Annotated in this window: 13 protein-coding genes; 10 read left to right on the top strand and 3 right to left on the bottom strand. The window is 67.6% G+C overall.

Annotated elements, in window-relative coordinates; all coding sequences use genetic code 11:
• Positions 1 to 2 precede the first annotated feature (2 nt).
• On the bottom strand, positions 3 to 1016 hold the full coding sequence (locus AC1REM_RS13790) for a YihY/virulence factor BrkB family protein (RefSeq protein ID WP_492515116.1): 1014 nt from the start codon (positions 1014 to 1016) through the stop codon (positions 3 to 5).
• A 142-nt stretch (positions 1017 to 1158) separates the two neighbouring features.
• Here AC1REM_RS13790 and lysA point away from each other — a divergent pair, with 142 nt between their 5' ends.
• The 6 genes from lysA (at position 1159) to AC1REM_RS13760 (ending at position 8574) form a co-directional block, all read left to right on the top strand.
• The gene (gene lysA, locus AC1REM_RS13785) at positions 1159 to 2592 is read left to right on the top strand and encodes a diaminopimelate decarboxylase (protein WP_492515115.1); all 1434 of its coding nucleotides are present in this window, start codon (positions 1159 to 1161) and stop codon (positions 2590 to 2592) included.
• On the top strand, positions 2589 to 3893 hold the full coding sequence (locus tag AC1REM_RS13780; protein WP_492515114.1) for a homoserine dehydrogenase: 1305 nt from the start codon (positions 2589 to 2591) through the stop codon (positions 3891 to 3893). Before lysA ends, AC1REM_RS13780 begins: the two co-directional genes overlap by 4 nt.
• Position 3894: 1 nt before the next feature.
• The gene (gene thrB, locus AC1REM_RS13775) at positions 3895 to 4851 is read left to right on the top strand and encodes a homoserine kinase (protein WP_492515113.1); all 957 of its coding nucleotides are present in this window, start codon (positions 3895 to 3897) and stop codon (positions 4849 to 4851) included.
• A 161-nt stretch (positions 4852 to 5012) separates the two neighbouring features.
• Positions 5013 to 7007, top strand: coding sequence for a transcription termination factor Rho (rho, locus tag AC1REM_RS13770; RefSeq protein ID WP_492515112.1), 1995 nt, complete (start codon positions 5013 to 5015; stop codon positions 7005 to 7007).
• A 23-nt stretch (positions 7008 to 7030) separates the two neighbouring features.
• Entirely contained in the window at positions 7031 to 8113 is a 1083-nt protein-coding gene (prfA, locus tag AC1REM_RS13765; protein ID WP_492515111.1) for a peptide chain release factor 1, read from the top strand.
• Positions 8114 to 8172: 59 nt separating this feature from the next.
• Complete coding sequence (locus AC1REM_RS13760; protein WP_492515110.1) at positions 8173 to 8574, top strand: hypothetical protein; 402 nt, start codon at positions 8173 to 8175, stop codon at positions 8572 to 8574.
• 3 nt (positions 8575 to 8577) lie between these two features.
• On the opposite strand, the gene epsC is transcribed toward AC1REM_RS13760, so the two are convergent.
• Together epsC and cysK are read right to left on the bottom strand one after the other, a co-directional pair.
• Positions 8578 to 9129, bottom strand: coding sequence for a serine O-acetyltransferase EpsC (gene epsC / locus AC1REM_RS13755; protein ID WP_492515499.1), 552 nt, complete (start codon positions 9127 to 9129; stop codon positions 8578 to 8580).
• Between the two features lie 21 nt (positions 9130 to 9150).
• On the bottom strand, positions 9151 to 10089 hold the full coding sequence (gene cysK, locus AC1REM_RS13750; protein ID WP_204937650.1) for a cysteine synthase A: 939 nt from the start codon (positions 10087 to 10089) through the stop codon (positions 9151 to 9153).
• Between the two features lie 126 nt (positions 10090 to 10215).
• Between cysK and prmC the strand changes: the two genes are divergently transcribed.
• The 4 genes from prmC to AC1REM_RS13730 are packed head-to-tail and all read left to right on the top strand — an operon-like array spanning position 10216 to position 13539.
• Entirely contained in the window at positions 10216 to 11094 is an 879-nt protein-coding gene (prmC, locus tag AC1REM_RS13745) for a peptide chain release factor N(5)-glutamine methyltransferase (RefSeq protein ID WP_492515498.1), read from the top strand.
• A 59-nt stretch (positions 11095 to 11153) separates the two neighbouring features.
• Positions 11154 to 11837, top strand: coding sequence for an L-threonylcarbamoyladenylate synthase (locus AC1REM_RS13740; protein WP_492515109.1), 684 nt, complete (start codon positions 11154 to 11156; stop codon positions 11835 to 11837).
• Entirely contained in the window at positions 11834 to 12997 is a 1164-nt protein-coding gene (locus tag AC1REM_RS13735; RefSeq protein WP_492515108.1) for an MraY family glycosyltransferase, read from the top strand. The genes AC1REM_RS13740 and AC1REM_RS13735 overlap by 4 nt, the downstream gene beginning before the upstream one ends.
• Positions 12994 to 13539 carry a Cg1360 family ATP-synthase-associated protein gene (locus AC1REM_RS13730; RefSeq protein WP_492515107.1) on the top strand — a complete coding sequence of 182 codons (546 nt, stop codon included), beginning with the start codon at positions 12994 to 12996 and terminating at the stop codon, positions 13537 to 13539. Before AC1REM_RS13735 ends, AC1REM_RS13730 begins: the two co-directional genes overlap by 4 nt.
• Positions 13540 to 13677: the final 138 nt, after the last annotated feature.

Below are 13677 nucleotides of genomic sequence, written 5' to 3'. Positions count from 1 at the left end.
GCCTACTTCTTCGCGAGAGCCGCGCGGGCCGCATCCCGTTCTTCTGTCGCCGCTTGAACCATCCTGTGCGCTCGACGCAGACGCCGCTCTTCCATCGAGGTCGCGGGTGCTGCGCCAGGGTGCGCATGATCCTCTCCGGCGACGATGATGTACGTGTTGGCGATCAGGATGACCTGCGCGGACAGATTCAGCCACAGCAGGAGGGCGATCAGTGTCGCGAAGGATGCGAGCAGCGGATTGCTCGCGGCACCGCCGACGAACAGGTTCGACAGCTCTTGCAGCACGAGCAGACCAGCCGCGCCCATCAGAGAACCGGCCCAGAGCGAGCGTGCGGGCGACCGTACGCCTGCAAGGAGAACGAAGATGCCGGCGATCAGCGCCGTGTCGAGCGCATAGACGATCACGATTCCAGCGATGCGCGTCACGATCGCGATGGCAGGGTCGTCGGGGGATGCGCCCCACCAGCCCGCCACGACCGACGCCGCCCGGGTGCTGACGAGCGTCAATGCCGCGGCAAGGACGAAAGCGATCGCGATTCCCACGGCAAGAGCGAGGTTGCGCAGAAGCGCCCACAACCAGAAGGTGTCATCCGCGAGCCGTCCGGAGAGGGCGCGCAGAGCCGAGCGGAGCGCACCGATCGCGCCGAGTGCTGCGCCGACGAGCGCTGCGAGGGAGACGACACCCGCAACCGACAGGCTCTCCACGGGGAGGCGGATGCTGCGCGGATCGATCAGTGCATCGTCGCCGGTCCCCAGCAGGCCCGGAACCGAGGCGTCCACCGCCGCAACCAGGGCGTTCAGCGCTTCGGGAGAACCGGCAAGCCAGAGCCCCGCGACAGAGAAGCCCAGCAGAACGGCCGCGAACACGCTGAACAAGGCGCGGTAGGTGATGCTGTCTGCGAGCTGCGGGCCCCCGCGTTCGAAGTAGAGCAGCACCGCGCGAACGAGGCGCAGCCGCAGGGCGGTCTTCACCACCGCATCGGAGATGCGGAGCCACCACGCGCGCGATTCAGCCATCCGTTCGAGCGTAGCCGCACCCGCCGACGCTGTCTCCTGCAACACAAGCTCATGTGCGTCCGGTGGGCGCGAGGGGTGCTCTAGAATTCAGGGAACTCGGCACGAAGGTCTCGCCGAGAACTTCCCCCACGATTGGTGCTCTGTGCTCTCCGCTTTGCCCGACGACGCTCTTGCCCCCCACTGGCTCCAGGTCCCTGATGACGCCAACGATCTGCCGGCCTCGGTCTGGCCGGCATCCGCCCAGCGCGACGCCGACGGTGCGCTCGCGATCGGCGGTGTCGGGGTCGCCGAGCTACGGACGAAGTACGGCACCCCGCTCTACGTTCTCGACGAGACCGAAGTTCGGGCGCACGCCCGTGGCATGCACGATGCCCTGCGTGGGGCTGCCCAGGCCTACGGCACCGATGCCCGGGTCTACTACGCCGGCAAGGCCTTCTTGAGCGCCGAGGTCGTCCGCTGGGTCACCGAAGAAGGACTCTGCGTCGACGTGTGCAGCCGCGGTGAGCTCGAGACGGCTCTCGCCGGGGGAGCAGAACCTGCCCGCATGGGGTATCACGGCAACAACAAGCGCGTCTCCGAGTTGGAGCGTGCGATCGAGGTCGGCATCGGCGCGATCGTGGTCGACAGTGCGATCGAGATCGAGCGCATCGCGGCCATCGCAGCGCGACGGGGCGTGGTGCAGCGCGTGTTCGTCCGCGTGAACACCGGCGTGCACGCAGAGACGCACGACTTCCTCGCGACCGCGCACGAGGATCAGAAGTTCGGCGTCCCGCTGGACGCGGCACCGGTGTCGGTCGCCCGGATCCGCGAGATCCCGAGCCTCGAGTTCGGTGGCATCCACTGCCACATCGGCTCTCAGATCTTCGGGGCCGCGGGCTTCGTCGAATCAGCCTCGCGCGTCGTCGAGCTCTACGCGACCCTTCTCGCCGGCGGACCTGTGCCCACTCTGAATCTCGGTGGCGGTTTCGGCATCGCCTATACCCGGGTCGACCAGCTGGCCCCGTTCCCGGAGCTCGCCTCCGCAATCGTCGAGGCGGTCGCACGCGAGTGCGAGGTCCGCGGACTCCCGCTCCCGGAGCTCGCCTTCGAACCCGGACGCTCCGTCATCGGCCAAGCGGGCGTGACGCTCTACGAGGTCGGCACGACCAAGAACGTCTCGCTCGGTGAGCGCGGCGACCGTCTGTACGTGAGCGTCGATGGCGGCATGAGCGACAACGCCCGCCCCGCGCTCTACGGCGCCCAGTACTCCGCGCGCATCGCCTCGCGCACGAGCGACGAGGTGCCCGCGCTGGTGCGCGTCGTCGGTTCGCACTGCGAGTCCGGCGACATCGTCGTCGACCACGAGTACCTGCCCGGTGACGTCACCCCGGGCGACCTGCTGGCGGTGCCGGCGACCGGCGCCTACTGCTACTCGCTCTCAAGCAATTACAACCAGGCGCAGCGTCCCGCCGTCGTCGCCGTGCGCGACGGCGAGGCCCGCGTCATCGTCCGCGGTGAGACTCTCGAAGACGTCCTCGCACGCGACCTGGGCATCGCCCCGGCACCCGGCACTCGCGCCGGAGAAGGAGAAGCATGACCGAGCAACGCACCCTCCGAGTCGCCCTCTTGGGCGCTGGTTCCGTCGGATCCCAGGTGGCACGGCTTCTGCAGGAGCACGCCGATGATCTCGCCGAGCGCAGTGGCGCGAGGCTGGAGCTCGCCGGCATCCTGGTCCGCGATCCAGATGCTCCGCGCGACGTCCCGCTTCCCCGTGAACTGCTCACGACAGACGCGGAATCACTCATCCTCGGTGCTGACATCGTCATCGAACTGATGGGCGGCATCGAGCCTGCGCGCACCCACGTGCTCGCCGCGCTCCGCTCCGGCGCGGATGTCGTCACCGGCAACAAGGCTCTTCTCGCCACGCACGGCGCCGAGATCTTCGAGCTCGCCGATCAGGTCGGTGCATCTGTCTCATACGAGGCCGCGGTCGCGGCCGCCATCCCGATCATCCGTCCGCTGCGCGACTCGCTCGCGGGCGACCGCATCGTGCGGATCTTCGGAATCGTCAACGGCAGCACGAACTTCATCCTCGACAGCATGGACCGCCAGGGGCTGTCGGCAGAAGAAGCGCAGCGCATCGCGACGGAGCTCGGCTACCTCGAAGCCGATCCGACGCTCGACCTCGAGGGGTACGACGCCGCGCAGAAGGCCGCGATCCTCGCGAGCCTCGCATTCCACACGAGCGTCGAGATCGACGACGTGTACCGCGAGGGCATCTCCGACGTCACCGCCGACATGATCGAGGACGCGCGCCGCGCGGGTTCCGTCATCAAGCTGCTCGCGGTCTGCGAGCGCATCGCGGATGCGGAAGGCGAGGCGATCTCGGTTCGCGTGTACCCGGCGCTCATCAGCCGTGAGCACCCGCTCGCGAGTGTCCACGGCGGAAACAACGCCGTCTTCGTCGAGGCGGAGGCGGCGGGCCCGCTGATGTTCTACGGCGCAGGTGCGGGTGGCGTGCAGACGGCCTCCGCCGTGCTGGGCGATGTCGTCTCGGCGGCCCGGCGGCACATCGCAGGCGGTGTCGGTGTGGGCGAGACGCCCCGCCAGAGTCTGCCCACGGCACGAATTGGGCGCATCACCACGCGCTACCAGATCACGCTCGAGGTCGCAGACCTTCCGGGCGTGCTGGCCACCGTCGCTGGCATCCTCAGCGAAGAGCAGGTCTCCGTCGCCACCGCGATGCAAACGGTCGAGAACGCAGGCGACGCCACCGCGCGTCTGGTGATCGGCACCCACCAGGCAACGGAGCAGGCTCTCAGCGACACGGTCGCGCGCCTCGCGGAGAGTTCTGTGGTCAAGCGTGTGGCATCGGTGCTGCGCGTAGAAGGGGAGTGAGATGAGCCCAGCGGCTCCGATGATCGGCCGGAGCGTCGCTGTGCGCGTTCCGGCGACCAGCGCTAATCTCGGCCCGGGATTCGACACACTCGGTCTCGCGCTCAGTATGTACGACGACGTCGTGGTGACGGCGCTGCCGCACACGGGCGTTGAGATCGAGGTCGAGGGGTCGGGCGCGGAGGACATCTCTCGCGACGAGTCGAACCTGGTCGTGCGCTCGATCGCGCACGTCTTCGCTGACGTGAAACGCGAGATGCCGGGCATCCGCCTGGAAGCCGCGAACGGGGTCCCGCACGGTCGCGGACTCGGATCATCCGGTGCGGCCGTCGCCGCGGGTGTGCTGGCCGCGAAGGGCCTGCTCGCCGGAGACATCGATCTCAGCGATGACGACCTGCTGCGTTTCGCGACCGAGCTCGAAGGACACCCCGATAATGTGGCCCCCGCGCTCTTCGGCGGACTCACGATCGCCTGGATGGGCGACGACGGATTCCCGCAGCACAAGAAGCTGCTGGTGCACCGCGGAGTCTCCCCGCTCGTCCTCGTCCCCGGATACACGATGTCCACCAAGGCGGCGCGCAGTCTGCAGCCTCTGCAGGTGCCGCGCGAGGACGCTGTGTTCAATCTCTCGCGATCTGCGCTGCTGATCGCAGCGCTCACGCAGAGCCCCGAACTGCTCCTGGATGCCACTGCCGACCGCCTGCACCAGGACTACCGTGCCTCGGCGATGCCGGAGACACACCGTCTCGTGCAGGCGCTGCGGGCCCATGGCTTCGCGGCGGTCGTCTCGGGCGCGGGCCCCAGCGTGCTGGTGCTCGCGGATGGCCCCGGGCAGCGCCTGGAAGCGGCGCGCGTGGCCGATACGGTCACCGACACTCCCTGGGAGCATCGAATGGTCGCCGTCGATGTGCGGGGTGGTACAGTAAAGAACCGAGCGGAGGCTTCTTCGTCACGATCGTGACTCGGCCTTCATCGCACTCTGCGACACCCGCACCTTCCGTCCGGCTCTTCGAGCCACGATGGCATGCGCTGACTGTTCTATCCGGCGCGTGAAATCGTGCGGCCGCGCGCAGCAATCTCTGCGCGTCATGCTCATACCCACGACTTACAAGAGGAGTACTCGTGGAGACAATCTCCGAGACCCAGAACGAATCTCAGGCTCCTGCTGCTGAGGCAGCAGAGACAAAGGCACCGGCGCGCAAGCGCGCGCCGCGTCGCGCGACCACGGCATCCACCGAGGCTGCCGCCGCCGAGTCGACTCCAGCTGCCGCTCCGGCAGTCGACGCCGCCGCGGCGGAGGAGGCGCCCAAGGCGAAGGCCCCGCGCCGCACGCCCCGTGCGAAGAAGACCGACGACGCTGAGGCTCCGGCCGCGGACGCGCCTGCCGAGGCCGCTGCCGAGGAGGCGCCGGTCAAGGCACCCCGTGCCCGCAAGACGCGGGCCGCCAAGGCCGCTGAAACGGCCGAGGCACCGGTTGAGGCTCCGGCCGCCGAGCCTGCACCGGAGGCACCGGCCGCTGACGCTGATGCCGAGCCGAAGAAGCGTCCGGCGCGCAACGCCCGCGGTGCGAAGAAGACGGATGCGCCGGCTGCAGATGCCGCCGCAGACCAGGCAGCTGACAACGGCAGCACCGCGTCGCCGAACGCGGACACCAAGAACGACACCACGGCACCCGCCGCCGGCGGCGACGACAGCACAGCGGGAGCAGATTCCGACAGCGAGGAATCCACCGGCCGCGGCCGCAGCCGTAGCCGCAGCCGTAGCCGCAACCGCAACAGCGGCGGCAGCGGCAACGGCCCGCAGAACAACGAGAGCGGCCGCCAGAGCGGTGCGCAGGACTCGTCGAACTCCGATGACGAGGGATCCGGCCGTGGCCGCCAGCGCAACAAGCGCCGCGGTGGCGGAGCATCCGATGAGTTCGAGACCGAGATCGGCGAGGATGACGTCCTCATCCCGATCGCCGGCATCCTCGACGTTCTCGACAACTACGCCTTCGTGCGTACGACCGGCTACCTGTCCGGCCCGAGTGACGTCTACGTCTCGCTCGGCCAGGTCAAGAAGTACAACCTGCGCAAGGGCGACGCCGTCGTCGGCGCCATCAAGCAGCCCCGCGAAGGTGAGCAGCAGGGCCGTCAGAAGTACAACGCCCTCGTGAAGGTCGACTCGGTCAACGGTCTCTCCGTCGACGACGCCGCCACTCGCGTGGAGTTCGGCAACCTGACGCCGCTGTATCCGCAGGAGCGCCTGCGCCTGGAGACGGCGCCCGAGAAGCTGACACAGCGGATCATCGATCTCGTCGCTCCCATCGGCAAGGGCCAGCGCGGGCTGATCGTCGCACCGCCCAAGGCCGGTAAGACGATCGTCCTGCAGCAGATCGCGAACGCGATCGCGCAGAACAACCCCGAAGTGCACCTCATGGTCGTGCTCGTGGACGAGCGCCCTGAAGAGGTCACCGACATGCAGCGCACGGTCAAGGGTGAGGTCATCGCCTCGACCTTCGACCGTCCGGCAGAAGACCACACCACGGTCGCTGAACTCGCCATCGAGCGGGCCAAGCGCCTCGTGGAGCTCGGTCGCGACGTCGTCGTGCTCCTCGACTCGATCACCCGCCTCGGCCGTGCCTATAACCTGGCAGCTCCCGCGTCGGGTCGCGTGCTCACAGGTGGCGTCGACGCGTCGGCGCTCTACCCGCCCAAGCGCTTCTTCGGCGCCGCGCGCAACATCGAGAACGGCGGGTCTCTCACGATCCTTGCGACGGCGCTCGTCGAGACCGGCTCCAAGATGGACGACGTGATCTTCGAGGAGTTCAAGGGCACGGGCAACAGCGAGCTGCGTTTGTCGCGTGCGCTGGCCGACAAGCGGATCTTCCCCGCGGTCGATGTGAACGCATCGAGCACGCGCCGCGAAGAGATGCTGCTCTCGCCCGACGAAGTCAAGATCACCTGGAAGCTGCGTCGCGCCCTCGCAGGCCTCGACCCGCAGCAGGCGCTCGAAGTCGTCCTCGGAAAGCTCAAGGAGACGCAGTCGAACGTCGAGTTCCTCGTGCAGATGCAGAAGTCGATCCCGACGCCTCCCGCGACCGGGCACAGCCACGGTCACGAGAACAGCATCCGCTGATCGATCGCTGATCAGGATCCCTCGTGTTCGAATCAGTCCACGCTCTCATCGCGGAGCACAAAGAGGTCGAGAAAGAGCTCTCCGACCCCGAGGTGCATGCGGATGCGGCGCGCGCGAAGCGCGTCAACCGTCGCTACGCCGAGCTGAGCAAGATCGTCAAAGCACACGAGGATTGGACCGCCGCAGGCGACGACCTCGAGGTCGCGCGTGAACTGGCGCGGGACGACGAGTCGATCGCTGAGGAGATCCCCGCACTCGAAGAGGGCCTGCAGGCGGCGCAGGAGAAACTGCGCCGCCTGCTGATCCCACGGGATCCGGATGACGCGCGAGACGTGATCCTGGAGATCAAGGGCGGCGAGGGCGGCGCGGAGAGTGCGCTCTTCGCTGCCGATCTGCTGCGCATGTACATCCAGTACGCCGCGTCGAAGGGGTGGAAGACCGAGCTCCTTGAGCGCAACGAGTCCGACCTCGGCGGTTACAAGGATGTGCAGGTCGCCATCAAGGGATCCTCGTCGGACCCCGCTCAGGGCGTGTGGGCGCATCTCAAGTACGAGGGTGGCGTGCACCGCGTGCAGCGTGTCCCCGCGACCGAGTCGCAGGGGCGCATCCACACGTCGACGACCGGCGTGCTCGTGTTCCCCGAGGTGGACGAGCCCGAAGAGGTCGCGATCAATGCGAATGACCTCAAGATCGATGTCTATCGTTCGTCTGGTCCCGGTGGGCAGTCCGTGAACACGACCGACTCCGCTGTGCGCATCACGCACCTGCCGACCGGCATCGTCGTGTCGATGCAGAACGAGAAGTCGCAGCTGCAGAACCGCGAGGCCGGGATGCGAGTGCTCCGTGCGCGCATCCTCGCACGCCAGCAGGAAGTGCTGGATGCAGCGTCGTCCGCCGCACGCAAATCGCAGATTCGGGGCATGGATCGCTCCGAGCGGATCCGCACCTACAACTTCCCGGAGAATCGCATCGCCGATCATCGGACCGGCTACAAGGCATACAACCTCGACCAGGTGATGGACGGTGCTCTGGACCCGCTCATCGAATCGGCGATCCGCGCCGACGAAGAGGCGCAGCTCGCCGCGATCGGCTCCGACGACAACTGAGGTCTGCGCCAGCGCGCCGTTGGTGACAGGCGGGGGAGCGCGCCACTAGGCTCAGCCCTGTGATCCAGTTCCTCTTCCGCACCTTCACTCTCATCCTCTCGGCCGGGCTCGGTCTGATCGCTGCCGACCTCCTGCTCGAGGGCTTCACGATCCAGTGGGACAAGTGGTGGGGCTTCGTCATCTGCATCGTGATCTTCACCGTGCTGCAGAGCGTGCTGGCGCCGTGGATCACCGTGATGGCCAAGCGCTATGCGCCGGTGCTGCTTGGCGGCATCGGCATCATCTCCACGCTGGTGTCGTTGATCGTCGTCGTGTTGCTGCCGATCGGCGGTCTGCGCATCTCGGGTGCGCTGGCATGGATTCTGGGTGCGGTGATCGTGTGGGTGGTCACGGCACTCGGTACGATCCTGCTGCCTCTGATCTTCCTGAAGAAGAAGGTGGAAGAGCGCCGCGAGCGCTGAGCGTCAGATCGCGTAGTCGGGCATGGTCAGCAGCGCGACCGTGTCATCATCGGGTTTGCGGGTACGGGCCTTCGCGGGTATGCCGGTGAGGACAGACCCTGCCGGGGCGTCTTTCGTCACGACCGCGTTCGCTCCGACCATGACGTCGTCGCTGAGCACAACGGGCCCGAGGACTTTCGCTCCGGCGCCGATCATGACCCGGTCACCGATGGTGGGGTGCCGTTTGCCTGCAGAGCGCTGGCGGCCGCCGAGGGTCACGCCATGGTAGAGCATCACGTCGTCGCCGATCTCCGTGGTCTCTCCGATGACGACGCCCATGCCGTGGTCGATGAAGAACCGTCGGCCGATCTGGGCGCCGGGGTGGATCTCGATTCCGGTGAGCCAGCGGGTGATCTGCGATCCCAGTCGCGCCGGGAACCGCAGACCACGCCGCCAGAGCGCATGATTGACGCGATGCGCCCAGATCGCGTGCAATCCGGGGTACAGCACCGCGACCTCGACGCCGGAGCGCGCAGCAGGATCGCGAAGGCGCGCCGCAGCGACGTCTTCGCGCATTCGCGCCAGCAGTGCCAAGTGTCAGTCCTCGCGGAGGTCCTCGAAGAGAGCGGTTGAGATGTAGCGCTCTCCGGTGTCGGGAGCAACGACGACGATCGTCTTGCCGGCGTTCTCCGGCCGCGCCGCGACCGTGAGCGCCGCGGAGACGGCGGCGCCGGAGGAGATGCCGACGAGGAGGCCTTCCTTCGCGGCGAGGTCGCGGGCGACCCGCAGCGACTCGTCGAAGTCCGCGGTCACGATCTCGTCGATGACGTCGCGGTCGAGGATCGCGGGGACGAAGTTCGGTCCGATGCCCTGAATCTTGTGCGGGCCGGGGGTGCCTTCGCTGAGGACGGGGGAGTCCTTCGGCTCCACCGCGATGATGTGCACGCCGGGCTTCGCCGCCTTCAGCGCGCTGCCGACACCCGTGACGGTACCGCCGGTGCCGACACCCGCGATGAAGATGTCGACGTCGCCGTCGGTGTCACGCAGGATCTCCTGAGCGGTGGTCTCGCGGTGGATCTGCGGGTTGGCGGCGTTCTCGAACTGGCGCGCCCAGACAGCGCCCGGGATCTCCTCGACGAGGCGCTTGGTCTCTTCGATGGCACCGGACATGCCCTTGGTGGGGTCGGTGAGGACGAGCTCAGCGCCGAACGCCTTGAGCAGGACGCGACGCTCCTTGGACATCGACGCGGGCATCGTCAGGATCACGCGGTAGCCGCGTGCCGCACCGACCATCGCCAGAGCGATGCCGGTGTTGCCGCTGGTCGACTCGACGATCGTCCCTCCGGGCTGGAGTTCGCCCGAGGCTTCTGCGGCGTTGATCATGGCGATGCCGATGCGGTCTTTCACGCTAGAGGCCGGGTTGTACGACTCGAGCTTGACCAGGACGGTGGCGCCCAGTCCTTCGGTCACACGGTTCAGGCGCACGAGAGGAGTGTTGCCGAAGGCCGTCGTGATGTCGGAGTGAATGCCTGCCATGGAAGTGCCTTTCGGGTACGTGCGCCGGACGCGGCGATGCGGGACTGTCGTGCCGGATCAGCCTAGGCGAGCCTCCTTTCGGAGGGGCGAATATGACGCCAAAATAAGCGGTCGCTAGGCTGAGTGATCGTGCCATCCACCTCAGACACTTCTCTTGCAGCCCTTCTCCGCGGCGTCGCGCAGCGCCTGAACGAGGTCGGTATCGCCGACGCGTCTGTCGACGCGGAACTGCTCGCAGCGCATGTGCTCGGCACCTCTCGCGGCGAAGTCCAGGCCGCGATGATCCGCGGAGACGTCATGACAGAGTCGGATGCTGCGCGCCTGGCGGCCCTGGTCGACCGACGTGCTGCGCGCGAGCCGCTGCAGCACATCACAGGCGTCGCGGCGTTCCGACACCTCGAACTCGCCGTCGGCCCCGGCGTCTTCGTCCCGCGTCCCGAGACAGAGGTGGTGGTGCAGTATGCGATCGATGCGCTGCTGGCGGCAGCATCGGCGGATCCGATCGGGATCGACCTCGGCACGGGCAGCGGGGCGATCGCCCTGGCCATGGCGACGGAGGTGCCCCATGCCAGGGTCTTCGCCGCGGAGCTCTCGCCGGATGCATTCCTCTGGGCGTCGCGCAACACCGCGGCGGCGGACAACCTCACGCTCGTGAACGCCGACCTCGCGTCCGCGTTCGACGAGCTCGAGGGGCAGGCCACGGTCGTGATCTCGAACCCGCCGTACGTTCCGGATGCCGCGATTCCGCGCGATCCGGAGGTGCGGCTCTTCGATCCGGCCATGGCGCTCTACGGCGGACCCGACGGCCTGGACATCGTGCGCGTGCTCAGCATGCGGGCGCAGTTCCTGCTCCACGGCGGCGGCACGCTCGTGCTGGAGCACGGCGAGCTGCAGGGGGACGCGATCCGGGCCATCCTCGATGCGGACGGCTGGCTGGCCACGGCCACGCATCGTGACCTCACCCAGCGTGATCGCGCGACCACCGCGATCCGTCCGCCCCGCTGATGCCCCGAAGCGCCGCGCGCAGCGCGCTCCGAGGCCGCCCCGCGTAGAATGGCGTCGCCATGTCCTCTGTCTTCGACTGCCGTGACGCAGATCAGCTCCTCACCGGATTGCGCCATGCGCGCCAGGCCATCAGCCGCGGTGAGCTCATCGTGCTCCCCACCGACACCGTCTACGGGGTGGGCGCCGACGCCTTCAACCCCGTGGCTGTGCAGCGCCTGCTCGACGCGAAGGGGCGCGGTCGCAACCAGCCGCCACCTGTTCTCGTGCCGGGGCGCGCGACGCTGACGGCGCTCACCGAATCGGTCCCTGAACCCGTCGAGCGACTCGTCGAGGAGTTCTGGCCCGGTGGGCTGACGATCGTGCTGCCCGCGCAGCCCTCCCTGATGTGGGATCTCGGCGACACGCAGGGAACCGTGGCTGTGCGGATGCCCGACCTGCACGCGACGCTGGAGCTTCTCGAAGAGACCGGTCCGCTCGCGGTGTCCAGCGCGAACCTCACCGGACGAGATGCGGCGATCGCCGTGACTGCGGCGAAGCAGATGCTCGGCGAGAGCGTCTCGGTGTACCTCGACAACGGGCCGAGCGCCACGGGCATCGCATCCACGATCGTCGACGCTACCTCACTGGTGCGTCCCGGGGGAGAGGATGCGAAGGTGCGTATCCTGCGCCTCGGAGCAGTGAGCCGCGATGAACTGCAGCGCGTTCTCGGTGACGTCCTCGAGGCACCGGACGAGCCAGCGTGAAGCAGTATCTCTTCACGATCATCCTGACGGCCGCGATCACGCTGGCAATGTCGTGGGGCGTCTGGCAGCTCAGCCTGCGCTTCAAGCTGTATCCCGGAATCCGCGAACGCGACGTCCACACCACCCCGACGCCGCGCCTGGGCGGTGTCGCCATGTTCCTGGCGATCGCCGCCGCGTTCGGCGTCTCCGCGGCGCATCCGTTCTTCAGCAACCTCTGGGCCCGGCCCGAGACGATGTGGGCAATCCTCAGTGCTGCGCTCCTGATCGCCGTGATCGGTGTGATCGACGACCTTCTCGACGTCGACTGGATGATCAAGCTCGGCGCGCAGTTCCTCGCCGCGGGGTTGATCACCGTGGTCGGCGGCCTCCAGATCCTCTCGCTGCCGCTCGGTGAGCTCGTCGTTGGCTCGAGCTGGCTCAGCATCGTGATCACGATGTTCGCGATCGTGATCGTCATGAACGCGATGAACTTCATCGACGGTCTCGACGGCCTCGTCGCCGGTGTGGCCCTGATCGCCAACGGCGTGTTCTTCGCCTACTCGTACATGCTCGCGCGCGACACGGGGGCGAGCAGCTACTTCAACCTCGCTTCCTTCCTCGCCGCGGTGCTGATCGGCGCCTGCATCGGCTTCCTTCCGATGAACTGGAGTCCGGCGAAGCTCTTCATGGGGGACGCCGGGGCCCTCGTGCTCGGGCTGCTCATGGCGACATCCGCCGTGGCCATCACCGGCGAGGTCAACCCGACCATGCTGAACGCCGAGGAATTCGGGCGCTCCCAGCTGCTCGGCGCGTTCATCCCGATCCTGCTTCCCGTCGCGGTAGTCCTGTTGCCACTGCTCGACTTCGGGCTCGCCGTGCTCCGCCGAATGGGAGCGGGGCGCTCTCCGTTCTCACCCGATCGCAAGCACCTGCATCACCGGATGCTGGATCTCGGTCACCGTGACCGCGACGCCGTCCTCATCTTCTATGCGTGGACCGCGGTCATCTCGATCGCGGTGCTGCTGATGTACCTCGGTACACGGGAAGCGTGGATCGGCGACTACTTGCCCGGTGTCGCCTTCGGGGTGGTGGGCGTCGCTGCCTGCCTCGTCGTCACCTTCCTTCCCTCACACGCCTCGCGACCTGCCCGGTCGCGGACGACAACGCAGGAGTCTGCATGAACGCCACGTCCACCAGCCCCGTCACGAGCACGCCGATCCTGAGGCGTACCCTGCTGTGGAGCGCGGTAGCCACCCTGGTCCTCGCCGTCGTCGGCGCCATCCTCGGAGTGACTCTCGCGGGGACTCCAGGGCTCTTCAGCGCGCTGGCCGGCATCATCCTGGCCGCGATCTTCCTCGGGATCACCGGCATCAGCATCCTCATCGCGAACCGGTGGTACGGCGATGCACTCTACGTGCCGATCTTCTTCGGCGCGGTCCTCGGGGGCTGGCTGCTGAAGTTCGTGCTGTTCCTCGTGGTCCTATTCGTGCTGCGCGGGCAGGACTGGATCCACCCGCTCGTGTTCTTCATCGCCGTCGTCGTGAGCATCCTGGTGACCCTGGTGATCGATGTGGTCGTCCTGACGCGCAGTCGTCTGCCGCACGTCAGCGACGTCACGCTTCCGACAGCGGAGGACCTCGCTGTGGCCTCCGCCGCGGATGCCGCCGAACAGCCTCGTGCGATCGAGGAAAGCGAGCCGAAAAAGCCCTCGCTCGGTTCGTGAGCACGCTGAACGTTTGCTAGGCTGAACTTGTTCCCGCTGGCAGTGTGCCGGACCTTCGTGTGACAGCGCCGCCGCGGACGACTCTCATCCGCCCTTCGCTCCGACTTTGTTCGGCGCATACGAAGCTGGAGCCACAAC

The sequence above is a fragment of the Microbacterium sp. GW823-FHT02G05 genome (assembly GCF_058797175.1).
This window is presented reverse-complemented; position numbering and strand designations above follow the sequence as displayed.